Genomic DNA, 23,357 nt, shown 5'->3' with positions numbered 1-23,357 from the left:
GATCGTTGCTGTTCATGAGCCCGACCCTGGACCCTCTCCCGGGGAGAGACTCAAACCCGGTCGGCATGCCGGTGCGGGTGTGCGGGCTGCCTCCGGTCGGGGGTCCCGCCTCAGGGACTTCACCATTTGATCCCGGCTGCGACCGGCCGGTGGTCGCTGTCGGTCGCGGGCAGTACCCACGAGCTGGTCGGCTCCACGCCCCGGACGAGGATCTGGTCGATCCGCACCACCGGGAACGCGGCCGGCCAGCTGAAGCCGAAGCCGTCACCGGCCACGTCCTGGGTCGACTTCAGGCGCGCGGTGAGGTCGGCGAAGGCGCGATCGTCCGTGCTGCCGTTCAAGTCGCCCAGCAGCAGCACCCGTTCGATCCGCTCGGCGGCGACGGCTTCGCCGAGTGCCCGCGCCCCGCGGTCCCGCTGGTCCGTCGCGAAGCCGTCCCGGGGAGTCACGCGCGTGGAGGCGAAGTGGGCCACGTACACCGCCAGCGGCCCCCGGTCCGTGGCGACCGTGGTGCGCAGTGCCCGGCCGTCGGCCGCCTCGGCACCGTCCGGCTTCGTGGCCGCCAGCGGCCCGTAGTCCATCGCGATGCCGACCGGCTCGGTGTCCGACAGCGGCAGTTTGCTCCACAGCCCGACCGTGCCCCGCACGGTGTGGTGCGGGTACGCCGTCGCCAGTGCCTTCTCGTACGTGCCCCTGGCCCGCGCGGTGATCTCCTCCAGGGCCAGTACGTCGGCGCCCGAGGCCGCCAGGTCGCGGGCGGTGCCGACCGGGTCGGGGTTGTCGGCGCCGACGTTGTGGCTGACGACGGTGAGGTCGCCGCCCGCATGGGACTTGTCGCCGAGGAGACCGCCGAAGAGGTTCAGCCACACCAGAGCGGGCAGCAGCAGCGCGGCCACCGCGCAGGCGGAGCGCCGCCACAGCGCTGCCGCCAGCAGCGCGGGGACGAACAGACCCCACCACGGCAGGAAGGTGTCCACGAGGCTGCCGAGGTTCCCGACGCTGTTCGGGACGTGCGCGTGCAGCAGCAGGAACAGGGCGAGGAGCAGGGACAGCGCCGCGACGATCCGGCCGCGTTTCCACGGTCCCGGGCGGGAGACGCCGCGGAGCGCCCAGCCGCCTCGCCCGGTGTCGGCCTGTTCGCTACTGGGTTCGCTGCCGGGTTCACTGGTGAGTTCGGTGCTGGTCACTGCCGCATCCTCGGGTCCTCGGTGGGGTCTGCGTACTTCGCCGGGCAGCCGTCGTCGCTCGCGTCGGTGCGCAGTTCGTAGTGCCACGGTTCGTTCCGGTAGATCTGGCACAGCCCGTACGCGGCGCCGTGCTCGGACAGCCATGCCGTCGCGTCGGAGCGTCCGAGGTCGACCGCGTCACCGGACACGTGCGGGGACGCGACCGCTGTGGCCACCCAACGGGCGGCCTCGTCCTCCGAGCCGTACTTGGCGACGGCCTCGCGCAAGAGCTGGTTCTGGTAGTCGGGGGAACGCCAGCCGCTGTTGACGTAGAAAACGGTGCCGTCGCCCCTGGCCGCCGTCGCCGCCCGGCGCACCGCCTCGAGCAGGTCCGGATCGAGTCGGGCGACGGCCGGGACGGTGTCGTCGAAGACGGTCACACCGTCGGGGACGACGCCGTCGGCCGCGTCGGGCGCGCCCCCACGCCCGCCGTGCGAGGCATGGGGCGAGGCGGCCGAGGAGGGTTGTGACGACGGTGCGGCCGCTGGAGGCGGGTCGGCCGAGTTGGACGCGGACCTCGTCTGCCGGCCGAGGCCTGCGGTGATCGCGGCGACCGCGGCGATGGCGGCGATGGCGGCGATGGCGGCGAGCAGCGCGGTGACGACGAGGAACCGCCAGGTCCAACGGCTCGGTGTGCGGGCTGAGGGCAGTGTCCGATGCATGCCGCCAGTCAAGGAGAGCCGGTGTTGCCGGCACGTATGCGGTTTTCGATATGCCGGCGATACGCGGCGGCTCGTAGCCTCGTGTGCATGCGTGTGCTGATCGTCGAGGACGAGCCCTACATGGCGGAGGCCATCCGCGACGGCCTCCGCCTGGAGGCGATCGCGGCCGACATCGCGGGGGACGGTGATACCGCCCTGGAACTGCTGAGCGTGAACACGTACGACATCGCCGTCCTCGACCGTGACGTGCCCGGACCGTCCGGTGACGAGATCGCACGGCGCCTCGTCGCTTCCGGCAGCGGTATGCCGATCCTCATGCTGACCGCCGCCGACCGGCTCGACGACAAAGCCTCCGGGTTCGAACTCGGCGCGGACGACTACCTGACGAAACCCTTCGAACTGCGCGAACTCGCCCTGCGGCTCAGGGCACTCGACCGCAGACGCGCGCACAGCCGCCCGCCCGTGCGCGAGCTCGTGGGGCTGCGGGTCGACCCGTTCCGCAGGGAGGTCTTCCGGGACGGCCGCTTCGTCGCGCTGACCAGAAAGCAGTTCGCCGTCCTCGAGGTGCTCGTCGCCGCCGAGGGCGGTGTCGTCAGTGCCGAGGAGCTGCTGGAGCGGGCGTGGGACGCGAACGCCGACCCGTTCACCAACGCGGTGCGCATCACGGTCTCGGCGCTGCGCAAGCGGCTCGGCGAACCCTGGATCATCGCCACTGTGCCGGGGGTCGGCTACCGCATCGACACCCGGCCCCGGGCGGGTGCCGCGGAGGTGGGGCGTGGATAGGCCGCCCGGGATGAGCGCGCGGCTGAAACTCACCCTCAGCTACGCGGCTTTCCTCATGCTGGCCGGGGTCCTGCTGCTCGCGGCGGCGTGGGTGTTCCTGATGCGCGTACCGCACCCCGGGCTCATCATCATGCCCGAGTACCGCCTCGCCGTCCTGCGCGCCTTCGCCCCGATGGCGGCCGTCGTGCTGGCCTTCCTGCTGCTGTTCGGTCTCGTCGGAGGGTGGTTCCTCGCGGGCCGGATGCTCGCCCCGCTGACCCGCATCACGGACGCCACCCGCCTGGCCACCACCGGATCGCTCTCCCATCGCGTCCGGCTGCCGGGCCACAAGGACGAGTTCCGCGAACTCGCCGACGCATTCGACACGATGCTCGCCCGGCTGGAGGCACACGTCGCCGAGCAGCGCAGGTTCGCGGCCAACGCCTCCCATGAGCTGCGTACGCCGCTGGCGATCTCGAAGACGCTCCTGGATGTGGCCCGCACCGATCCGGACCGCGACGCCGACGAGATCTTCGAGCGCCTCCACGCCGTCAACACCCGGGCGATCGGCCTGACCGAGGCGCTCCTGCTGCTCAGCCGGGCCGAGCAGCGGTCCTTCTCCCGAGAGCCCGTCGACCTGTCGCTCGTCGCGGAGGAGGCCGTCGAGACGCTGCTGCCCCTGGCGGAGAAGCACGGAGTCACCATCGAGATCCACGGTGGCATCAGCATCACGAACGGGTCGCCGGCGCTCCTGCGCCAGCTGGCCATGAACTTCGTGCACAACGCGATCGTCCACAATCTGCCCGGGCAGGGCACCGTGTGGGTCAGCACCGGCGTCCACGCCGCGACCGTCGTGCTGACGGTCGAGAACACCGGCGAGATGCTCGCTCCCGGGCTGGTGTCGACGCTCAGCGAGCCCTTCCAGCGCGGCACCGAACGCGTCCACACCGATCACGCGGGAGCCGGCCTCGGCCTCGCCATCGTCAAGACCATCGCCCACGCCCACGACGGAACGCTCACCCTCACGCCGCGCTCCTCGGGCGGCCTGCGCATGACCGTGGAACTGCCCGCGGCTGCCCTTCCGGTCGATGGGACCAGCTCCGGTCGGCGCCCTGGCCCACGTCCGCCTTGACCACGCCGAGACCAAGGAGCTCGGCCTGCACGGCCTGTGCGGCAGGCGCGACCTTGGGGCTTGCGTCGCGAAACCGATCGGTTTACTCTCTTCCACCTGAAGGGAAACCGATCGGTTTCCACCGCTGAGGATGGAGAGTGTCATGACCGCAATCGACGGTGCAGTCGTCCTGGTGACCGGTGGCGGCAGGGGCATCGGCAAGGCTCTGGTGGACGGCCTCTTCCAGCGAGGAGCGAAGAAGGTGTACGCCACCGCTCGCGACCCGCGGACGATCACGGATCCCCGAGCGGTGCCCCTGGCCCTCGAGGTCACCGACCCCGCGTCCGTCGAGGCGGCCGCGCGACTGGCCGGGGACGTGTCCATCCTGATCAACAACGCGGGCGTGGCCCACCACACCAACTTCCTGGACTCGCCGATCGACGACGTACGCGCGGACTTCGAGACCAACTTCTACGGGCCGCTGCTCACCGCACGGGCCTTCGTCCCCGTCATCGAACGCGCCGGCGGCGGGCACATCCTGAACGTGCACTCCGTCCTGTCGTGGGTCGGTCTGGCGGGCTCCTACAGCGCTTCGAAGGCCGCGCTGTGGTCCCAGACCAACTCCCTGCGGCTCGACCTCGCCCCGCGCGGGATCAGCGTCACCGGTCTCCACGTCGGATACGTCGACACGGACATGACCGCGGCGATCGACGCACCCAAGTCCTCGCCCGTGGACGTGGCGGCCCAGGCACTGGACGGCATCGAGAACGGGGACTTCGAAGTGCTCGCCGACGACCTGACCCGCCAGGTCAAGTCCGGTCTCTCGGCCGACCTCTCGGTCCTGTACCCGCAGCTGACCGCCTGAACGACCGGCGTATACCGATCGGTTTCGGGTCGCCGTCCGACGGAGGTAATCTCGCCCCATGGCCACCACCAGCACGGACAAGGCATCCACGAGGGACCGGCTGCTCGACGCGGCGATGGAACTCTTCTACCGCGACGGAGTCTCCATCGGCGTCGAGGCGCTGTGCCGGGCCGCCGGGGTGTCCAAGCGCTCGATGTACCAGCTCTTCGACAGCAAGGACGAGGTGCTCGCGAAGAGTCTGGAGCGGCGGGCACCCGAGTACGGGCGACGGCTCGGCCTCGGCCCGGAGAACGCACGGCCGCCCCGGGAGCGCATCCTGTACGTGTTCGAGCAGCTGGAGCAGGTGTCGACGGAGGACGGCTACCACGGGTGTCCGTTCCTGTCGGCCCTGGTCGAACTCAAGGACCCCGAACACCCGGCGAGCGTCGTCGCCCTGCGCGCCAAGAGCGCGCTGATCGAGGCCTTCCGAGTGGAGGCCGAGCGCGGCGGCGCCCGCGATCCCGAACTCCTCGCCCGTCAGCTCGCCCTGGTCTTCGACGGCGCCAGCGCCCGGGCGGGCGCGAGGGCGGAGACGCTGGAAGGCCTGACCACGTCAGCGGCCACGGCCCTCCTCGACGCATCCGGTATGAAGTAGCGGCCGGTAGGAAGTTGCGGCCGGTAGGAAGTTGCGGCCGATGTGGAGTGACGGACAGCGGCTTGCGCCGTTCAGTGTGCCGCTGTCGCCCCCACCGGTTCGCGTCGTACGACGTCCACCAGGGACTTGTCGGTGATTTTGAGCGCCGGTGAGACGGCGAGGGTCAGGGTCGACACGCTCATGAACGGGTTGAGGTGCAGCCAGCCCCAGTTCTCCAGAGCGGCGCGCACCGCGGCCGCCTGTTCGGCGACATCACGGGCCGGGCGGGCGGACAGCACCCCGCCGACGGGCAGCGGCATGCGAGCCGCGACCGTCTCGCCCGCGGAGCCCCGGACGACGGCAACCCCTCCCCCGTCGGCGACGACGGTCGCGGCGGCGGTGGCCATCGCCGCGCGGGACGTGCCGATGGTCAGGAGGTTGTGGCTGTCGTGCGCGTACGTGGAGGCGACGGCGCCGTCGGCCAGTTCGCGGCCCAGCACGGGGGCGAAGACGGTACCGGAGCGTCCGTAGCGGTTGCGGACGCGGACGAGCGTGGTGCGGCCTTCCCACTGCACCTCGCCACCCTGCACGGGGAGTTCGATCCCGTCCGCTTCGGTGTAGGTGTCTCGCTGGTTGACCCGCATGGCCCGGAACGTGTGCACACCGTCCGGCAGGTCCACGCGCCAGCGGAACACCTCCGCGTCCTGGGGCTCGACGTCCACCCGGCTGTCGAGGGGTACGAGGGCCGAGGCGTCGTCGACCGTGCCCGGCCGCACGGGCGCGCCGTTCCTCCCCGCGACCCGGCCGCCGACGAGCACCAACGCCGGGTCGAACGCGGCGAGTTCACCGCGCAGCAGCACCAGGTCGGCACGCTTGCCCGGGGAGACGACGCCGCGGTCGTGCAGCCGCAGGCGCTGGGCCGGCGTCCACGTCAGCGCCTTGAGGACGACATGGGGCGGGAAGCCGGCGGCCACGGCCACCCGTGCGATGTGGTCCAGGTGGCCCTTGTCGACGATGTGGTCGGCCGCGAGGTCGTCGGTGACCAGGCACAGCGGCGGCAGCTGGGGCAGCGCCAGCAGTGCTTCGGCCACCTCCTCGGTGAGGCACTTCTCCTGCAGCATCATCGTCATGCCGAGGCGGGCCTTCTCCAGGACCACCTCGGTACGGTTCTTGGTGTGGTCGGAGTCCACACCGGTGGCGAGATACGCGCTCAGTTCCGCGCCGCTGAGGTTCGGGCAGTGTCCGTCGAGGATGGCGGCCTGTGCCCGGGCCACGGCGGTGATGTCGTGCATCCGCCGGTCGCCGGCCACCACCGCCCGGTAGTCCATGACCTCACCGAGCGCGATCACTCCGGGCCAGCGCAGCATCTCCGCGATGTCGTCGGCGGACAGCGCGGCGCCCGCCTCTTCCAGGCCCTCCAGCGCGGGCACGCACGACGGCACCCCCCACAGCTGGGTCTGTGCCGTCTCCTGTCCGGCGTCGATCATCCAGCGCATGGCGTCCCGCCCGGCCACGTTCACGATCTCGTGCGGATCGGCGAGCACGGTCGTCGTACCGCGGGCCAGCGTGACCGCGGCGAACTCCTGCGGCGTCAGGAACGCGCTCTCGATGTGCATGTGGGCGTCCACGAAACCGGGGACGACCAGCATGCCGGTCGCGTCGATCTCCTCGCGGGCGTCGGCCGGGGTGCCCGGGGGCAGCACCGCGCTGATCAGGTCGTCCCGTACCAGGACGTCCGCGGCGAACTCCTCGCCGGTGAAGGTGGACACCACGCGCCCGCCGCGGATCCGGAGGTCGTGCTGGTCACTCATGGGGTCGTGCTCCTTCGGGAGGGGTGTCGGCGGCGGGGCGGGGGCCGTCACGGGACGAGCGTGTAGAAGTAGTAGCCCAGCGGGATCATGACGATCCACAGCGGCCAGGCCACCTCACGGATGCGGCCACTGACGGTCTTGACCAGGACGTGGGCCGCAAGACCGGTCGCGATACCGGTGCCGAAGTTGCCGAAGAAGAGGGTGGTCGCCACGGTCAGGGCCGCCGGAATGGCGTTGGTCGGGTCCTTGAAGTCGACGTTCTTCAGGGCGCCGAGCATGTTCAGGCCGATGTAGATCAGCACCGGGGCGGTGGCGGCCGACGGGATCAGCGTGGCGAACGGGGTGACGAGGAGCAGCAGCCCGAAGCCGCAGGCGGCCCAGACGGACGCGAGGCCGGTCTTGCCGCCCGCGTCCGCGGCGGCCGACGACTCCAGGTAGGCCGTCATCGACGGAGCACCGACGGCCGAACCACCCATCACGGAGACCGAGTCCACGAGGAAGGGGCGGCGGGAGCCGGGGATGTTGCCGTCCTTGTCGAGCAGCCCGGCCCGTCCCGAGACCGCCAGCAACGTACCGGTCATGGAGAAGAACTCGGACACGAAGAACGCGAAGATGTACGGGAAGTACTCCGGCTTGAGCGCGCCGAGGATGTCGATGTTGAAGAGCAGCGGGCCGGGCGAGTCCGGGGCGGAGAACAGGCTGTCGGGGACGTCCGTCACACCCAGCGGAATGCCTACGACGGTGACCGCCGCGATGGTGATGAGGAAAGCGCCGGGCACCTTGCGCGAGGCCAGCGCGGTGAGCAGCAACAGACCGCCCAGGGCGAGCAGTCCAGCGGGCTCGGACAGGTCGCCGACGGCGAGAGCGGCCTTGTCGGCGTTGCCCACGACCAGGTCGGCGTCGCGGAATCCGATGAGCGCGATGTAGAGGCCGAGGCCGCCGCTGATGGCGTACTTCAGGTTCATCGGCATCAGGCGGGTGACGAGATCGCGGATGCCGAACAACGTGAGCAGCAGGAAGGCGACGCCGGACCAGAACACCATGCCCAGGGCCGTGTCCCACGGGACGTGGTCCTGGCCGACGATGGTGAACGCCACCAGGGCGACGCCGCCGAGGCCGGGAGCGACGACGAACGGAAGGTTGGCGACGAGGCCCATGGCCAGGGTCGCGAGCGCGATGGCGATGATGACGGCGGTCGTGGCGGCGCCGTGCGGCACCCCGGCGCCCGCCAGCTGGCCGGGGACCACGACGACGGCGTAGGCGGCGGCCATGAACATCGAGGCGCCGGCGACGAGCTCGGTGCGGTGGCTGCTGCCGCGGCCACGGACCCGGAAGAGTCTCTCGACGAGGGAGGCGGGCGCGGGGGCGGCGCCGGTCTGCTCGCCGGTCGGCGGAGCGGTGGTGGACATGGAAACCTCGGCGGGGATGAGGGGCGGGCAGGTCGGTCCGCGACGACATCGGCGCGGGAGGGGCGCCGGCGTCCGGGCCACCGACTGGGTACGGTCTCTGCAACCGGTCTCTGCAACCGGTTGCAGAGACCGGTTGCAGGTATCATGACACGGGATAAAGCGAAAGAGAACAGGGTCTGGGGTTCAAGGTCCGGGGACCGAGGTTCGGCGTTCGGCGTTCGGCGTTCGGCGTTCGGCGTTCGGCGTTCGGGGCTACGGTCCGGGGTCCGGGGCCGGGACCGGTCCTCGTAGCACCGGACACGGGAGCCGACGGCCGGCAGCCGAGTACGGGACGCCGGGGTACCCGGACGCGTCCGGCGGGACAGAGCAGGCAGGGGACAGCAGTGGCGACGCTATTGGACGTGGCGCGTGAGGCGGGGGTGTCGAAAGCCACCGCCTCGCGCGCCTTGCAGCGTCCCGACATGGTCGCGGAGGCCACGCGGCAGCGCGTGCAGGAGGCGGCGGAGCGGCTCGGCTTCCAGCCCAACGCGGCGGCCCGCGCCCTGACCACCGGCCGCACCGGCCTCATGGGCCTCATCGTGCCGACGCTCTCGAACCCCTTCTTCGCGCCGCTGGTCATCGGGGCGCAGCAGGCGGCGGAGGACACCGAGAGCCATCTGCTCATAGCCGTGTCCGAGTACGACGCCGAGCGCGAGGCCGCTCTCGCGGACCGGCTTTCCGAGCAGGCCGACGGGTTGATCATGGTGACGCCGGTGGGCTCGGACGCGGCGTTGCGGGAGCGGGGCCGGCGCCGCCCGCTCGTGCTCGTCGACCGTCAGGTGGGCCGGCTCCCCGCGGTCGTGGCCGACACGGTGGCGGGCCTGGCCGAACTGCTCGACCACCTTCTGGCCCTTGGCCACCGCGACATCGCCTACGTCTCCGGACCCGCCGGCTCCTGGGCGGACGAGCAGCGTCGTGCCATGCTCACCGCGCGGGCGTCGGACGCGGGTGCCCGTATCCACGTCCTCGGTCCGCTGCCGCCCACCTTCGACGCCGGTATCGAGGCCTCGGCTGCTCTGCCCGACGCCGCCACGGCCGCCCTCGCGTACAACAGCTACCTTGCGCTCGGGCTGCTGCACGGGCTCGGCGTGGCCGGGCGGCGGGTCCCCGAGGACATCAGTCTGGCGGCGGCCGACGACCTGAGCACGCTCAGCGCGACGACTCCGCCGGTCACGGCGCTCGACGTGCCGTTGCAGGCGGTGGGAACGCTCGCTGTCACCCGTCTCCACGAACTCATCACCGGCCACCGCCGCACCGTCACGTCACGCTTGCCGGCGGCGCCCGTACTGAGGGCTTCGACGGCGCCGCCGCGCTCCCTGTAGAACTCAGCCTTCAAGTGCACGCCGTTGCCGGTGATCTGCGTCACCTGCCCTGCAATCCGGCCCGAAAGCAACGGACTACGCCGACTCCGGACTTGCCGGTCCAAAAAATGCGTCCTACGTTCGTGGCAGCGAGCAAGACAGAAGGCAGCGCGGAAACATACCGGTCGGTCACTCACACGTGTGACCACAGGCCGGCCCCGTCAGATCCCGGCCACCCGGCCTCCCCGGCCGATCCCGGTCGCCCGGACAGGACACCTCATCAGCGCCGCACCTCACATGTGACGTGCGGGAAACACGAACAGAAGGCAGTAGTCATGCGTGCCGTAGTGGTGGAGAACCTCGGTGGACCCGAAGCGATGCAGTTGCAGCAGTGGCCCGAACCGCAGGCCGCGCCGGGCGAGTTGCTCGTGGACATCGAGTTCGCCGGCATCAACTTCATGGACACGAAGACCCGCTCCCTGGGCACCGGCGACGGACGCATGCCCTTCATCCTCGGTGTGGAAGCGTCCGGCCGCGTCAGTGCCGTCGGGGTCGGCGTCGACACGTACGCGGTGGGCGACCGGGTCGCGTGGGTGTTCAACTACGGCAGCTATGCCGAGAAGATCGCCGTCCCGGCCGATCGGGTCGTACCGATTCCGGACGACATCCCCGGCGACGTGGCTGCCGCGACCATGATGCAAGGGCTCACGGCGCACCACTTCGTCAATGAGTCGGCGCCCCTCGCCCGCGGGCAGGTCGCCCTGGTGCATGCCGCTGCCGGAGGTGTCGGGCGCTTCCTGATCCAGCTGCTGAAACTGCGGGGCGTCACCGTGATCGGGCTGGTGTCCAGGGAGGAGAAGGTGCCGGTCGCGAAGGAGGCCGGCGCCGACCACGTCCTGGTCTCCCGCGACGGTGACTTCGTGGGGCACGTCAACGCCCTCACGAACGATGAGGGCGTCCATGCCGTCTTCGACGGGGGCGGGGCCACCACCTTCCGGTCCTCCATCGATGTTCTGCGCCGGTCCGGCACGCTGGTCTACTACGGTCCGCTGATGGGGGACGTTCCCACCGTGAGGATGACCGACCTTCCCAAGAGCATCAAGGTCACCTACGCCGTATTCTCGGACCACATCCACACCCCGGAGCTGCTGAAGAAGCACTCGGCGGACCTGTTCGACATGATCCGCAACGGTGAACTGAAGATCGACATCACCCGGCGCTACGCCCTCGCCGACGCCACGCAGGCACATATCGACATCCAGTCGCGCGGAACCACGGGCAAGTTGCTCTTCGACACCAGCCTCTGAATCGGCCTGCGTCATACGCGGCAGGACCAGCGGGGCCGACGGCTCGCCGTCAGCCCTTCTCGGTCAACCGCACACCCAGCAGCTTCTCCAGCGCCGCCACCGTCTCGCGGGGCTCGGCCGCGTGGACGGTCGCGAAGCCCAGCTCAGCGGCGGGCGGCAGATACTGTTCCGTGTCGTCGACGAACACGCACTGCTCAGCGGGCAGGCCCAGCTTGCTGAGCATGAGCTGGAAGATCCCCGGTTCAGGTTTGCGCATGCCGTGCTGTTCCGAGATCACCACCGCGTCGTACAGCGTCTCGAGGTCGTATCCGTCGTAGAGGTTCCAGGGGTCCAGACCGACGGAGTTCGAGAGAATGCCGACCTTGACCCCGGCGCGACGAGCGGCGGCGGCCGCGGCGATCAACGCCGCCTGCGGGCGCAGGTCGGCGAAGATACGGCCCATGAGGTTGTCGGACGCGAGGCCCAGGCTCCGGGCGGCCTCGCTGTTCCACTCGGCCTGAGTGATCTCGCCGCGCTCGAGCTGCCGGGTGCGCCGCGTGGCGTCCTCGTTCAAGTACAACGCGGTGATCAGTGCCCCCTCGGGCAGTCCCTCGCGCTTTTCGAAGGCGAGTACCGCGGGGGGGAGCGGCGTGGTGAGCACGCCGCCGAAGTCGAGGACGAGCCCCGTGCGTTCAGTCATGAGGACGACTGTAGAGGGCCACTTCACCATACGTGTGACGAGGGCCTACCCCAGTGAGGCGTTGCATGACACCACCTCCACACGTCACCGCCCTGACCGGCATTCGACTCACATGTGATAGTAGCCAGATGAGCAACGGGAACAACCGACCGCGAGGCGGACAGGTGCGCGAGGAGCGGCACGGCTCTCCGCCCGTACCCTTCGCTCCGGAGCTGGTGGACCTGCTGGAGCGGATGGGCCCTCCGCACGAGAACGCACCGGCTACGGCGGCGCAGATCCCGCAATGGCGCGCACAGGTCGCGGAGGCGGACCCCACCCTGGACGAGCTGCGCGACGGCGGCCGGTTCGACGTCCAGGAACGCCTGGTGCCCGGGCCGGCCGGAGCGCCGCAGGTGCCCCTGGTCATCGCCCGCCCCTCCGGAGTCGGCGAAGGGGCCCCGGTGATCTACCACATGCACGGCGGCGGCATGATGGCCGGCACGAGCCGCACGGGGCTGGCCCCGGTACTGCGGGAGTGGGCCGAGCCGCTCGGATGCGTCGTCGTCGCCGTGGACTACCGACTGGCGCCGGAACACGTCCACCCTGCGGCGATCGAGGACTGTTACGCCGGACCTGTGTGGGTTGCCCAGCGCTCGGCCTCCTTCGGCGGGGACGCGGAGCGCATCGTCATCGCGGGCGGCAGCGCCGGCGGGGGCCTCACCGCCGCGCTCGCGCTGCTGGCCCGCGACCGTCAAGGACCCCGCCTCATCGGCCAGTTGGCCATGTGCCCGATGCTCGACGACCGCAACGACAGCCCCTCCGCCCGTCAGATGACAGGCCTCGGCGTGTGGGACCGCCACGCCAACGATCTGGGGTGGACGTCCGTGCTCGGCGAAGCGCTTAGGGGCACACATGTGTCCCCCTACGCCGCGGCCGCCAGAGCGACGGACCTCTCCGGACTGCCGCCCGCCTACATCGACGTCGGCGCGGCGGAGACCTACCGCGACGAGAGCGTGCGGTACGCGACCGGGCTGTGGGAGGCCGGGGGCGACGCGGAGTTGCACGTCTGGGCAGGGGCGGTCCACGGCTTCGACCAGACGGCGCCCCATACCGACCTCGCCGCGGACGCCCGTGCGGCCCGCTTCGGCTGGCTGCGACGCCTGCTGAACCGAACCCTGGCATCAGGGGTCCGCGGCTACTGGGCGACGTAGCCGCCGTCCACAGGGAGGGCTACGCCGACGACGAAGCCGGCGCCGGGGCTGCAGAGCCACAGAACGGCCTGGGCGATCTCGTCGGCGGTGCCGAGCCGGTTGACGGGCTGGTTCGCCTCGGCTTCGGCACGGTCCAGTTCCCCCTTGGCGATCATGTCGCTGACCATGGGGGTGTCGATGGTGCCGGGGCAGACGGCGTTGATGCGGATGCCGCGCGGCGCGTACTCGAGGGCGGCGCTGGTGGTGAGGCCGATCACGCCGTGCTTGGACGAGTGATAGGAGGCGCGGCCGGGGATGCCGACAAGCCCGCCGAGCGAGGAGCAGTTGACGATGGCGCCGCTGCCCTGGGCCCGCATGTGGCGCAGTTCGTGCTTCATGGCGGCCCAGATGCCGCGCAGGTTGATGGAGTGGACCCGCTCGAACTGGTCGATCGATTCCTCGGCGGCGTCGGTGGGCGGGATCTGGATGCCGGCGTTGTTGTAGGCCATGTCGAGGCGGCCGAAGGTCGCCACCGTACGGTCGACCGCGGCGGCCACCTGGTCCTCGTCGGTGACGTTACAGACGAGAGCGAGGGCCTGGTGCCCTTCGTCCTCGAGCTGCCGGACCGCGGCGTCGAGGGCTGTCTCGTCGATGTCGGCCAGGGCGACCGCGGCACCGGAGGCGGCGAAGGCGCGGGCGGCCGCCAGCCCCATTCCGGAGCTTGCGCCGGTGACGAAGGCGACCTGCCGGTCGAAGTCGTACGTGGGGTTCATGAAGGTATCTCTGTTTCGGCAGCGGGCTGGATGGTGGGCTGCATGGCGATCCGCGGAGTCCGGACCGCCGGTGGGGAACGGCGGAGCACAGTCCGCCAGGGGGCAGAGGACATGGCGTGGTCCGTCACGTCACTCGGGCATGGGCTCCGCGTAGTGCCGGAACCCGCGGCGTTCCCTGTGCAGTGCGTACAGTCGGTCGGCCAGGGCGGTGGGGCCGGAGCGCTCCGCGTCGGGGCGGATCGCCCCGGGGATGATCAGCTGTGCGGCGTGGACGCTCTCGGGTCGCGAACGAGCCGATGACGAACTGGCCCGGCTTGACCGAGGTGACCTGGGAGCCGACCTCCTCGACGAAACCGACGTACTCGTGCCCCATCGGGTGTGGCTCCTGCGTGGGCTCCAGGCCGCGGTAGGGCCACAGGTCCGAGCCGCACACGCAGGTCACGGCCGTTCGGATGACGGCGTCGGTCGGGTGGAGGATCTTCGGGTCGTCGAGCGTCTCGAAGCAAACGTCACGAGGGGCGTGGATCATTGCGCCGCGTATGGGATGTTCCTTTTCGTACCGAGGTGGCCTGGGGGGACGGGCTGTCGCCGAGTTGCGTGGTCGGGTGCCGCCTGCCGTGGCCCGGACACGCGGCCGGAGGGCACCACGTCATCCAGGTAACCCGCTCCCGGGGCGCGTAGCGAGACACCGTCGAGGGGTGTACCGGCAGTACACCCCTACCTGCGCAGGCGGGACGTACCGTCGAAGGCGTGGACAACACAGCAGAGGTCCGCGAGTTCCTCACCTCGCGGCGCGCGAAGATCACCCCCGAGCGGGCGGGCCTGCCCTCCGGCAGCCGTCGGCGAGTGCCCGGCCTGCGCAGGAGTGAGGTCGCCGCCCTGGCCGACATGAGCGTGGAGTACTACTCCAAGCTGGAACGCGGCAATCTCGCCGGCGTCTCCCCGTCCGTCCTGGAGGCCGTCGCCCGCGCCCTCCAGCTCGACGAGGCCGAACGCGCCCACCTGCTGAATCTGGCGCAGGCCGCCGACGGCTCCGACGCGCTGACGCGGCCTCGCCGCCGCACCGCCCGGTCATGGACGCCGCACCGCAGCCTGCAGTGGGTTCTGGATGCCATCACCGCCGGCCCCGCGTTCGTGCGCAACGGCAGGATGGATGTGCTGGCCGAGAACCAGCTGGCGCGCGCCCTCTACGCCGATGTCCATGCCACGTCGTACAACCAGGCGAACCTGGCCCGGTTCAACTTCCTCGACCCGGCATCACGCCGCTTCTACCCCGACTGGGACCAGGCCGCCGACGTCGCCGTCGCCATCCTGCGCACCGAAGCGGGCCGCAACCCGCACGACAAGGAGCTGCACGACCTCGTCGGCGAACTCTCCACCCGCAGCGACTCGTTCCGCACCCGCTGGGGTGCCCACAACGTCCGCCATCACGGCACCGGTTCCAAACGCTTCCACCACCACGCCGTCGGAGACCTCACCCTCGCCTACGAAGGCCTGGAGATGGCGGCCGAACCCGGTCTCACCCTCACCATCTACACCGCCGAGCCCGGATCCCCGTCCGAGGAGGGTCTGCGCCTCCTCGCTTCCTGGACCGCCACCGAAGAGGCGCACGCACTCGCCGACCGGACGGAAGCGAGCACGACGCCCGATCAGCACCGCCCCTGTTGAACGTGCGGGGAGGACTTCGTGCGGGCAGTGGAGTTCCGGATCGCCCGGGACGGCATCGAGGGGCCGGAACGGCAGCGGGTTGGGGGTGCCGTCACAGAAAGCGATTGACGCTGCGGGGTCGTTCCTGAACCATTCCGGACCGTGACGACGAACACCGCTCATGACCAAGTCGCCCCCGGGCAGGGCCCGTCGGCCGACCGACCGCTCGCCCTGATCACCGGTGTGGGCCGCACCGCCGGTATCGGTGCCGGCATCGCGCGTCGGCTGGCCGCTTCGGGCTGGGACATCGCCTTCACCTACTGGACCCCCTATGACGACCGTATGAGCTGGGGCAGCGAGCCCGGCGCCAGCGAGGTGATCAGCCGCGGTCTGGCCGAACACGGTGCGGCCACCGCCGCGATCGAGGCGGATCTCGCCCACCCGGACACCCCGGCACGCGTCTTCGACGAGGTCGAACAACGGATGGGCCCTGTCACGGGGTTGGTCATGTGCCACTGCGAGTCGGTCGACTCCGGGCTGCTGGACACCACCGTCGAGAGTTTCGACCGGCACTTCGCCGTCAACGCACGCGCCACCTGGCTGCTCATCCGCGAGTTCGGGCGCCGCTTCGCTTCGGAACGGGGAACCGGCAGGATCATCAGCCTCACCAGTGATCACACGGTCGGCAATCTGCCCTATGGGGCGAGCAAGGGGGCGCTGGACCGCATCACCCTGGCCGCCGCCCGCGAACTCGCCCACCTCGGCGTGACCGCCAACGCGATCAACCCCGGGCCGGTGGACACCGGTTGGATGCCGGAGGACGTCCGGGAGTACTGCGTCCGCCACACTCCGCTCGGCCGGCTGGGCACTCCTCGGGACACCGCGCATCTCGTGGACTTCCTGTGCTCCAGGGAAGGCGAGTGGATCAACGGTCAGCTGTTGATGAGCAACGGCGGCCTCGCGTAGGCGTCCGGTCCACAGATACGTATGGGCCGGAGAAACGTGTGGGCCAGGCTATACGTGTAGCCCGGCCGTATGCCGTACCGGGCCGCTCATCCCCGGCAGAAGAACTGCCAGGGATCCCTACGATGCCGTCTCCTCCCCGTACAGGAGGACGGCCTCGGGTCAGTGGGTGCGCACGACCTGTGCGGCGAGAAGGTGTGAGTCGAGCAGGGTGATGTCGGCGGTGCGGTCGGCTCGGGAGTAGCCGGCCAGCATGCGTTTGGTCAGGAGCAGGGCTTCGGGCGAGCGTCTGCCGAGGGGTCTGGTCCAGGCGGTGACGGCTCTCTCCAGTGCGTCGGGTGGGACCACCTTGTGCAGGAGGGAGATCCGGTGCGCGGTGTCGGCGTCGAACGTGTCGCAGGTCAGCATGAGTTCCCGGATCCTGGCGGCTCCGGCCTCGGAGATCAGGCGGCCCATGGCGCCGCCCCAGGCCGGGGGCAGGCCGACGCCCACCTCGGGCATGCGGAAGGAGCAGGTGTCGGCGCCCGCGCGCAGGTCGCAGTAGGAGGCCAGTGCGAGGCCGGCTCCGATGGTTCTGCCGTGGAGCTGGGCGATGGTGATGGCGTGGGTGGTCTCGAGCGCCTGGCACACCCGGTGGGCCTTGTCCGCGATGCGGCGCAGGGCGGCGCCGGTCGGGTCCGTCTCCATGGCCGCCTGGAACTCGGTGCGGTCGGCCCCCAGGCAGAAGTCCTCGCCCATCGAGGAGAGCACCAGGATGCGGATGTCGGGTTGTTCGTGGAGTTCGTCCAGTACCGCCAGGAGGTCGTCCAGGACGGCGGCGCTCAACAGGTCGTCCTGGCCCGCGGGGTTGAGACGCACATGGAGCACCGGGCCGTCCCGCTCGACGAGGATCGCCTTGCGGGACTGCACGGTGAAGAAACGATTCAGCTCTGTCATGCGAAAGTAACGTCCAAATTCAACGGGCGCCGGAACGCCACACGGGGCGCCCAGGCAGGAGGGCGAACGAGGGTGAGACGCGGAAGGCGCTGTACGAGGCGGCGCAGTAGGGTCTGGGCCTCGAGCCGGGCCAGCGGAGCGCCGAGGCAGTAGTGGATGCCTCCGCTGAAGGCAAGGTGGGCAGACTTGCGCAGCGGGTCGAACCGGTCGGGTTCACTGTGCCTGGCCGGATCGCGGTGCGCCGCCGCCACCATGAGGTGGACCATCTCGTCCCGGCGTATCTCGACTCCGCCCAGGACCACGTCCCGGGAAGCGACCCGGCTGATCACATGGGTGGGCGGGTCATAACGCAGCGACTCCTCGACGAATGCGGGGACGAGATCGGGGCAGGTGCCGAGCAGGCGCCACCGGTCCGGGTGTTCGACGAGGCGCAATGCCATCGTTGTCAGAAGGGTCGAGGTGGTCTCCAGGGCGGCCAGCACGACGAACAGGGCCAGCAGATAGACCTGCTCGTCGGCCTCGGCGCGGTCCGGTTCGATGGCGTCCCACGTCTGTATCCACCGGGACACGGGGTCCTCGCCGGGCCGGGCGCGTCTGTCCCGGACCAGCTCGACGAAGTACGAGCGCAGTTCGGCGGTGGCGGCGTCCGACCTGGCGAGCTGAGTGGCAGAGGGCAGTAACTCCTGGGTGAAGACCTGCTCGTGGGTCAGTTCGCGCAGGCGTGGCCAGTCCGCGGCGGGCAGCTCGAGCCAGTGCCCGACGGTCGCGACGGGCAGCTCCTCACTGACCAGGGCCGCGAAGTCGGCCTCGCCTTCGCGCAGTTGTTCTATTAGAGTGTCGAGGAGCCGGTCGGTCTCCGTCTCCACGGTCCGGCCGAGCTGCTGGATGGTGGTGCGGTCGATCCCGCCGGCGGCCCGGCGTACCCGCGTGTGTTCCGGGGGGTTGAGCGCGGGAAGGGTCTTGCCCATCTCGCGCGAGGAGGGCGCGTTCCAGCGCGTGCCCGCCCCCTGCTGTTCTCGCCAGCGTGCATCGGGTTCGAGCCACTCCCGACTTCGCAGGATCTGGTCGCACACGTCGAAGTCCGTGACGAGGGAGCCGCCCCAAGGGGCGGGACTGACCCCGCCCCTGGCTGTGAGTTCGGCGTAGACGGGAAAAGGGTCGGCCTGCCCCTTGGCGGTTCGCAGTCGCGAGAAGAGCGAAACTGCGGCCCGGCGGTCGTAGGACCGAGTGGAGACAACTCCCATGGCGATGGCTCCTTTCTGCGCATCAGCCGCCATGGATACCCACCGGATGCTTGCATCATCCAATAACCCTCTGCTTTCAGAGAGTTACTTAGATCACTCGCCTCTCGTCCAGGAGAGGAATCGGCTGAAGAGACCCCCTTTGCGCTGCTTCGAAGCAGCGGAACCGGCATCTACCTGGCCGTTCCGTGCCAGCAGAGCGTCCGCCGGAACGGCCGCGGGCTGAGAAACGGAACCTGTCTGGGGCTGGCCGAAGTCGCCCCCGGCAAAGGGCATCGTTCGCGGAGTGAAACGAACGGGCAGGGTCACCAGCGACCGGCTCCACGGCGAGGGCACCCAGGCGAGCGCCGCGAACGGCCGGCTCAATTCGACGTCCGGCAGCCGCTTCAGAAGGGACTCGACGGCGGTGACAGCGATCATGAACGCCGGGTCCTTGGCGGGGCAGCCGTGCGGGCCCGCGCCGAAGCCCAGGTGCGCCTTCGCGCTGAGCTGCTCGCGGTGGACGCTCAGCTTGGGATCGGTGTTGGCCGCGGCGAAGGAGATCAGCACCGGATCGTTGGCTCGAATCATCCTGCCGCCCAGCTCGACGTCGTGCGTCGGGTAGTGGGCCGCGTAGTTGGCGATCGGCGCGTAGTTCCACAGGGTCCGGGAGACGGCGCCCTCGACCGGCAGACCGGCCTGCCACTCCTCCCCCAGGTACAGCGCGGTGCTGGTCCCGATGGTGGCCGCCAGCGGTGCCGTACCGCCGGACAGCAGCGTCACCAGCTGGTGCAGCACCTCCTCGTCGCTCAGCCCGGCCGGGTGCTGCATCAGACGCGACGTCACATCCGTGCCCGGACGGCGGTGCTTGAGCGCGATCAGCTCGCTGAGCGCACCGCCCAGGACCTCGTCGGCGCCGGGAGCGCCCTCGAAGATCCCGCTGATCCCGGAGATCACCCGGTCACCGATCTCGGGCGGGCAACCGAACATGTGGCTGAAGACAAGGAGCGGGAGCGGCCCCGCGTAGGCCGACATCAGATCCGCCTGGCCGCCACGATCGGAACTGAACTGGCTGATCAGGTAGTCGGCCGACTGCTGCGTCAGCCGCACGAGCTGGCGTTCGTCGACCGTGGCGAGGCTGTCGGTCACCACCTGACGGAGCCGGGCGTGGGCCGCACCGTCGCTGAAGAGGGCGTTCGGGCGGTAGCCCATCATCGGCAGGGCCGGGCTGTCGGCCGGCACGCGCCCCTCGTTCAGCGCGTTCCAGCGCCGGGAGTCGCGGACGAAGGACGCGGGGTTGTGCAGGATGTGCAGGGCCGCGTCGTAGCTGGTGACCAGCTCGACCTCGACGCCCGGGGCGATGTCCACGGGCGCGCTGGGGCCGGCCGCGCGCAGGTGCGCGTAGTGACCGTCGGGGTCGGCGCCGAACGAGGGACCGTAGAGGGGGAGGTTCTCGTGTGCGGGGCAGCCCGGCGGTATGTGCGAGGTGTCTGACGGCTGGTGCATTTCGGGGGCTCCTAGGCGAGCAGGGACATGAGGTGCTTCACGAGGGTGATGAGTGCCTGCGCCGCGGACTGCTCGTCGCGTACGTCGCATCGCACGACCGGGGTCTCCGGCGAGAGGTTCAGCGCCTCGTGCACCTCGTCGAGCGGGTAGTCGACGGTGCCGTCGAAGTGGTTGACACCGATCGCGTAGGTCAGGCCGAACCGTTCCACGAGGTCGAGCACGGGGAACGACTCGTCCAGGCGCTCGGGGTCGACGAGGACCAGCGCGCCGAGGGCGCCGCGCGACAGTTCCTCCCACATCTCCTTGAAGCGCTCCTGTCCGGGCGTGCCGAACAGGTAGAGAACGAGGGATTCACTGAGGCTGAGGCGGCCGAAGTCCATGGCCACGGTCGTGGTCGTCTTGTTCGGCGTGCCCGAGAGGTCGTCGAAGCCGACGCTGGCCTCGGTGATCTCCTCCTCGGTCCGCAGCGGCTCGATCTCGGAGAGGGCACCGATGCAGGTGGTCTTCCCGACCCCGAAGTGCCCCACTATGAGGATCTTCACCGCATGGGAGACGTCTGGATCCAGGTACAAGAGTCACGCTCCGAATCGGTTCTTCAGGCCATTGAGCACGGCGCTGACCAGTTCCCTGTCGACCCGTTCGGCGCGCGGTATGGGCTTTCTGACAAGGATCAGGCCGCCTTCCTCCAGCTGCGCCAGCAGGATGCGCACGATGCCCAGCGGGAGATGGGTGTGCCCGGCCACTTCGGCCACGGACAGGAAGCCGTTGGCGACCAGGTCGACCACCGTGCGCGCTTCCGGGGACAGCGCGCGCACGGAAGCCTCGGCCTCGCGGGCGGCCGTCACCAGGGCGGTGTGTTCGTACTGGTGATCCGGGGGCAGGGCGCGCCCGTTCGTGATCACGAAGAGCGGCACTAACGGAGAGGTGAGCTCGGGCCCCTCGTCCGGGTCCTCAGACATCAGCGGCTCCCCCTACGCGCGGGGACTGCGCGGTGAGTTCGGGCACCACCTCGTGCAGCCGGGTGGTGAACTCCTCGATGTCGCAGTCGTGTTCGGCGGCCGCGGCCAGGAACGCCCCGTCGCCCGCGGCGATCAGGAAGATCCAGCCGTGCGAGAACTCGATGACCGTCTGCCGCCACGAGGGGTCCTCGACGCCACCCGCGAACTGTGCCGTCACCCTGCTGTAGGCGTGGATGCCGGTCATCGCGGCCGAGATGGTGTCGGCCAGATCGCGGGGCATCCCCGCGGTCGCCCCGAGCGGCAGTCCGTCGCCGCCCAGGAGTACGGCGTGGCGGGCGCCCCGCACCTCGGCGATCGCCCGGTCCAGGGCGGGCAGCACGAAACCCGATCCACTCGTGGCCTCGTGCCGGGCCGCCTCACCGGCGCCCCCCGTCGCGCCCTCGTCGGCCCGGACCCGGGGCGCCGAGGTGAGGTTGTTGCCGAGCCGGGCCACCAGCCGGTGCATGCGGAAGGAGATCTGCTGCATGTCGACGTCGGGCTCGGCCGCCGCGGCGAGGTAGGCGCCCTGGCCCGCCCCGATCAGGAAGATCCAGCCGTGCGAGAACTCGATGATGGTCTGGCTCCACTGCCCGTCCTTCGCCGTACCGGCGAAGTGAGCGGTGGCCCGGCTGAGGGACTGCATGCCGGCCATGGCGGCGGAGATGGTGCCGACGTCTTTTTGGTCCAGGTCCTCTGTAGCGCCGCGGGGAAGGCCGTCGGCGGACAGCAGGACGGCGTGCCGCGCGCGGGGCACGTTCTGCACGATGTCCTCGAGCATCCAGGACAGATCTGAGGTCATTCGTCTTCGGACCCTTCGGCCGGCGCTGTGTCAAAGTTGCGGCCCGACATCGTGCCGCGCTGGAAGGCACCCAGGCTGCGGCCGGAGGTGCGCGGTGCTTCCTCGGCGGCCGGGAACCCGGGCCGGGGGGCCGCGGCGTCGGACACGCTCGCGACCGGCGACTGGCGCGCTCCCCGCTTCGGCAGACCGTGGACCGTGCGCTTGGGGGCCACGGGACGCGTCTCCGCCGCGGCATGCGCCTCGGGCTCGGTCTCGCGGATGGGTCTGACGGCTGCCTCCTTGGCCCGCGGCGGCACGTTCTCGGCCTGCGGCGGCGTCTCCTCCATGGTCCACAGCTCCTCGGGCAGCAGGACGACGGCGCGGACACCGCCGTACCGGGAGACTCCGGTGACATCCACCTTGAAGCCGTACTGACGGGCGATCAGGCCGATGACGGGGAACCCGAACTTGGGCTGGTTGCCGAGCTGCGACAGACGGGGGACATCGTTGCCAGAGAGCAGCGCGGTCGCCCGCTGCCGGTCCTCGTCGCTCATGCTGACGCCGGCGTCGTCGATGACGATGCACAGGTTGTTCTGGATGCGCTGGAACGTCACCTCGATCGGTGCGTCCTGCTGGGAGAAGCTGGCCGCGTTGTCGAGGAGTTCGGCCACGGCGAGGGCGACGGGCGCGACCGCCGACGCCTTCAGCGCGAGACCGGTCTGCTGCATGATGGCGACCCGGTTGAAGTTGCGGATCTGGCCCTGGGCGCTGCGCACCACGTCGTAGACGCTGGCCGGCCGGTTGCGCCGGCCGAGCGGCGCGCCGCACATCACGGCGATGCCCTGGGCCTTGCGCGCCATCTGGGCGTTGGCGTGGTTCACGTCCAGGAGGTCGCTGAGGACGGCGTGTCCTCCGTACTGCCGCTGGATGCCGTCGAGGAGCGTGGTCTGCTCGGCCGCCAGGCTCTGCAGGAAGCTGGCGGCGCCCTTGAGGACCGCCTTGGTGTTCTCCTCGGCCGCTTCCTTCGCCTCCAGGATCGCGCCGTCACGCTCGTCCCAGATTCTCTGCAGCTCGACCCGGGATACGTGTAGTTGACTGTTCAGAGTGCTCAGCTGCTGACGCAGCTCGGCTTCTGCCTGCTGCTTCTTCGCCGCGAGGGCTCTACTGCGGGCGGTGAGTGCCACAACGGCGACGATGGATATCGCCGCTATCGCAACCAGGCACCACACAAGTGCGTCTCGTGTCATGGAAACCTTTCTCGGCGCATGCGTGCAGTGAGCGACAGATGCACTTCGTCAGGTCCCCGACATAGCCCAGGGCATCGCCCTGGTACATCGCCCGAGAGGCGATGCACATGCGGGGGGCGCGTCGCAAGGAGGCGCGCGGGACGAGTGGATCAAGATCGCGGATGCCGGGATGCTATCACCGTGATTGCCCCTCAGATTCCGCGCCAGGACGCCCCTTTGCCCGTGCGTGAACGTCGGCGATTCCGGCAGCTGAGCGCCCCCTCGGCCGCGGCGACAGCCGTGCGCCGGGCCCTCACCATCAGACGCGATGTCCGGATTTCGACGGCGCCTCGACG

22 protein-coding genes and 2 pseudogenes are annotated in these 23,357 nt (G+C 70.2%); 9 read left to right on the top strand and 15 right to left on the bottom strand.

The genetic code is table 11. The features are described from left to right. Window positions 1-119: 119 nt before the first annotated feature. Together ABD366_RS26270 and ABD366_RS26265 are read right to left on the bottom strand one after the other, a co-directional pair. On the bottom strand, window positions 120-1,064 hold the full coding sequence (locus tag ABD366_RS26270; protein WP_411293598.1) for an endonuclease/exonuclease/phosphatase family protein: 945 nt from the start codon (window positions 1,062-1,064) through the stop codon (window positions 120-122). Between the two features lie 119 nt (window positions 1,065-1,183). Continuing rightward, on the bottom strand, window positions 1,184-1,888 hold the full coding sequence (locus ABD366_RS26265) for a M15 family metallopeptidase (RefSeq protein WP_324765870.1): 705 nt from the start codon (window positions 1,886-1,888) through the stop codon (window positions 1,184-1,186). Between the two features lie 87 nt (window positions 1,889-1,975). Between ABD366_RS26265 and ABD366_RS26260 the strand changes: the two genes are divergently transcribed. From ABD366_RS26260 to ABD366_RS26245, 4 genes are all read left to right on the top strand, one after another. Then, window positions 1,976-2,671 (top strand): response regulator transcription factor, encoded by a 696-nt coding sequence (locus tag ABD366_RS26260; RefSeq protein WP_324765871.1) that lies wholly within the window; start codon window positions 1,976-1,978, stop codon window positions 2,669-2,671. Window positions 2,672-2,681: 10 nt separating this feature from the next. Continuing rightward, window positions 2,682-3,782: a sensor histidine kinase gene (locus tag ABD366_RS26255; RefSeq protein WP_324765872.1), complete on the top strand. Its 1,101-nt coding sequence runs from the start codon at window positions 2,682-2,684 to the stop codon at window positions 3,780-3,782. Window positions 3,783-3,924: 142 nt separating this feature from the next. Further along, window positions 3,925-4,626: an SDR family oxidoreductase gene (locus ABD366_RS26250; protein ID WP_324765873.1), complete on the top strand. Its 702-nt coding sequence runs from the start codon at window positions 3,925-3,927 to the stop codon at window positions 4,624-4,626. A gap of 58 nt (window positions 4,627-4,684) precedes the next feature. Next, a complete protein-coding gene (locus ABD366_RS26245; protein ID WP_324765874.1) occupies window positions 4,685-5,260 on the top strand; it encodes a TetR/AcrR family transcriptional regulator in 576 nt (191 codons plus the stop codon). A 71-nt stretch (window positions 5,261-5,331) separates the two neighbouring features. Here the strand turns inward: ABD366_RS26245 and ABD366_RS26240 are convergent, their stop codons facing one another. Further along, a complete protein-coding gene (locus ABD366_RS26240) occupies window positions 5,332-7,050 on the bottom strand; it encodes an adenine deaminase C-terminal domain-containing protein (protein ID WP_324765875.1) in 1,719 nt (572 codons plus the stop codon). 47 nt (window positions 7,051-7,097) lie between these two features. Next, complete coding sequence (locus ABD366_RS26235; protein ID WP_324765876.1) at window positions 7,098-8,459, bottom strand: NCS2 family permease; 1,362 nt, start codon at window positions 8,457-8,459, stop codon at window positions 7,098-7,100. Window positions 8,460-8,860: 401 nt separating this feature from the next. Here ABD366_RS26235 and ABD366_RS26230 point away from each other — a divergent pair, with 401 nt between their 5' ends. Together ABD366_RS26230 and ABD366_RS26225 are read left to right on the top strand one after the other, a co-directional pair. After that, on the top strand, window positions 8,861-9,820 hold the full coding sequence (locus ABD366_RS26230; protein WP_324765877.1) for a LacI family DNA-binding transcriptional regulator: 960 nt from the start codon (window positions 8,861-8,863) through the stop codon (window positions 9,818-9,820). Between the two features lie 314 nt (window positions 9,821-10,134). Next, window positions 10,135-11,106 (top strand): quinone oxidoreductase family protein, encoded by a 972-nt coding sequence (locus ABD366_RS26225; protein ID WP_324765878.1) that lies wholly within the window; start codon window positions 10,135-10,137, stop codon window positions 11,104-11,106. Window positions 11,107-11,155: 49 nt separating this feature from the next. Here the strand turns inward: ABD366_RS26225 and ABD366_RS26220 are convergent, their stop codons facing one another. Further along, the gene (locus tag ABD366_RS26220; RefSeq protein ID WP_324765879.1) at window positions 11,156-11,785 is read right to left on the bottom strand and encodes an HAD-IA family hydrolase; all 630 of its coding nucleotides are present in this window, start codon (window positions 11,783-11,785) and stop codon (window positions 11,156-11,158) included. 128 nt (window positions 11,786-11,913) lie between these two features. Between ABD366_RS26220 and ABD366_RS26215 the strand changes: the two genes are divergently transcribed. Further along, complete coding sequence (locus tag ABD366_RS26215; RefSeq protein WP_324765880.1) at window positions 11,914-12,975, top strand: alpha/beta hydrolase; 1,062 nt, start codon at window positions 11,914-11,916, stop codon at window positions 12,973-12,975. Here ABD366_RS26215 and ABD366_RS26210 read toward each other — a convergent pair. The 3 genes and pseudogenes from ABD366_RS26210 to ABD366_RS26200 all read right to left on the bottom strand — a co-directional run. Then, a complete protein-coding gene (locus ABD366_RS26210) occupies window positions 12,960-13,727 on the bottom strand; it encodes a glucose 1-dehydrogenase (RefSeq protein WP_324765881.1) in 768 nt (255 codons plus the stop codon). The genes ABD366_RS26215 and ABD366_RS26210 overlap by 16 nt on opposite strands. 129 nt (window positions 13,728-13,856) lie before the next feature. After that, window positions 13,857-14,006, bottom strand: a pseudogene (locus ABD366_RS26205) (SDR family NAD(P)-dependent oxidoreductase); the annotation flags it as partial. Beyond that, a pseudogene (locus tag ABD366_RS26200) lies at window positions 14,002-14,268 on the bottom strand (alcohol dehydrogenase catalytic domain-containing protein); the annotation flags it as partial. The pseudogenes ABD366_RS26200 and ABD366_RS26205, both read right to left, overlap by 5 nt. A gap of 209 nt (window positions 14,269-14,477) precedes the next feature. Between ABD366_RS26200 and ABD366_RS26195 the strand changes: the two are divergent. Both ABD366_RS26195 and ABD366_RS26190 read left to right on the top strand, forming a co-directional pair. Continuing rightward, window positions 14,478-15,395: a helix-turn-helix transcriptional regulator gene (locus ABD366_RS26195; protein WP_324765882.1), complete on the top strand. Its 918-nt coding sequence runs from the start codon at window positions 14,478-14,480 to the stop codon at window positions 15,393-15,395. A gap of 141 nt (window positions 15,396-15,536) precedes the next feature. Next, window positions 15,537-16,340 (top strand): SDR family oxidoreductase, encoded by an 804-nt coding sequence (locus ABD366_RS26190; RefSeq protein WP_324765883.1) that lies wholly within the window; start codon window positions 15,537-15,539, stop codon window positions 16,338-16,340. Between the two features lie 159 nt (window positions 16,341-16,499). Here ABD366_RS26190 and ABD366_RS26185 read toward each other — a convergent pair whose 3' ends face one another. From ABD366_RS26185 to ABD366_RS26155, 7 genes are all read right to left on the bottom strand, one after another. Further along, window positions 16,500-17,273, bottom strand: a complete 774-nt coding sequence (locus tag ABD366_RS26185) for an enoyl-CoA hydratase/isomerase family protein (RefSeq protein WP_324765884.1) — start codon at window positions 17,271-17,273, stop codon at window positions 16,500-16,502. Next, complete coding sequence (locus ABD366_RS26180; protein ID WP_324765885.1) at window positions 17,270-18,517, bottom strand: cytochrome P450; 1,248 nt, start codon at window positions 18,515-18,517, stop codon at window positions 17,270-17,272. Before ABD366_RS26180 ends, ABD366_RS26185 begins: the two co-directional genes overlap by 4 nt. A gap of 93 nt (window positions 18,518-18,610) precedes the next feature. Then, entirely contained in the window at window positions 18,611-19,999 is a 1,389-nt protein-coding gene (locus tag ABD366_RS26175; RefSeq protein ID WP_324765886.1) for a cytochrome P450 family protein, read from the bottom strand. An 11-nt stretch (window positions 20,000-20,010) separates the two neighbouring features. Further along, window positions 20,011-20,571: a GTP-binding protein gene (locus tag ABD366_RS26170; RefSeq protein ID WP_324765887.1), complete on the bottom strand. Its 561-nt coding sequence runs from the start codon at window positions 20,569-20,571 to the stop codon at window positions 20,011-20,013. Between the two features lie 3 nt (window positions 20,572-20,574). Further along, on the bottom strand, window positions 20,575-20,958 hold the full coding sequence (locus ABD366_RS26165; protein WP_324765888.1) for a DUF742 domain-containing protein: 384 nt from the start codon (window positions 20,956-20,958) through the stop codon (window positions 20,575-20,577). After that, entirely contained in the window at window positions 20,951-21,796 is an 846-nt protein-coding gene (locus ABD366_RS26160) for a roadblock/LC7 domain-containing protein (protein WP_324765889.1), read from the bottom strand. Before ABD366_RS26160 ends, ABD366_RS26165 begins: the two co-directional genes overlap by 8 nt. Next, window positions 21,793-22,959 carry an ATP-binding protein gene (locus ABD366_RS26155; protein ID WP_324765890.1) on the bottom strand — a complete coding sequence of 389 codons (1,167 nt, stop codon included), beginning with the start codon at window positions 22,957-22,959 and terminating at the stop codon, window positions 21,793-21,795. Before ABD366_RS26155 ends, ABD366_RS26160 begins: the two co-directional genes overlap by 4 nt. Between the last annotated feature and the right edge of the window lie 398 nt (window positions 22,960-23,357).

Origin of the sequence: Streptomyces kunmingensis (genome assembly GCF_039533535.1) — a bacterium.
In the GTDB taxonomy this organism is placed as follows: Bacteria; Actinomycetota; Actinomycetes; order Streptomycetales; family Streptomycetaceae; genus Streptomyces; species Streptomyces kunmingensis.
The sequence above is the reverse complement of the archived record's forward strand: the minus strand, read 5'-3'. Positions and strand labels throughout refer to the sequence as shown.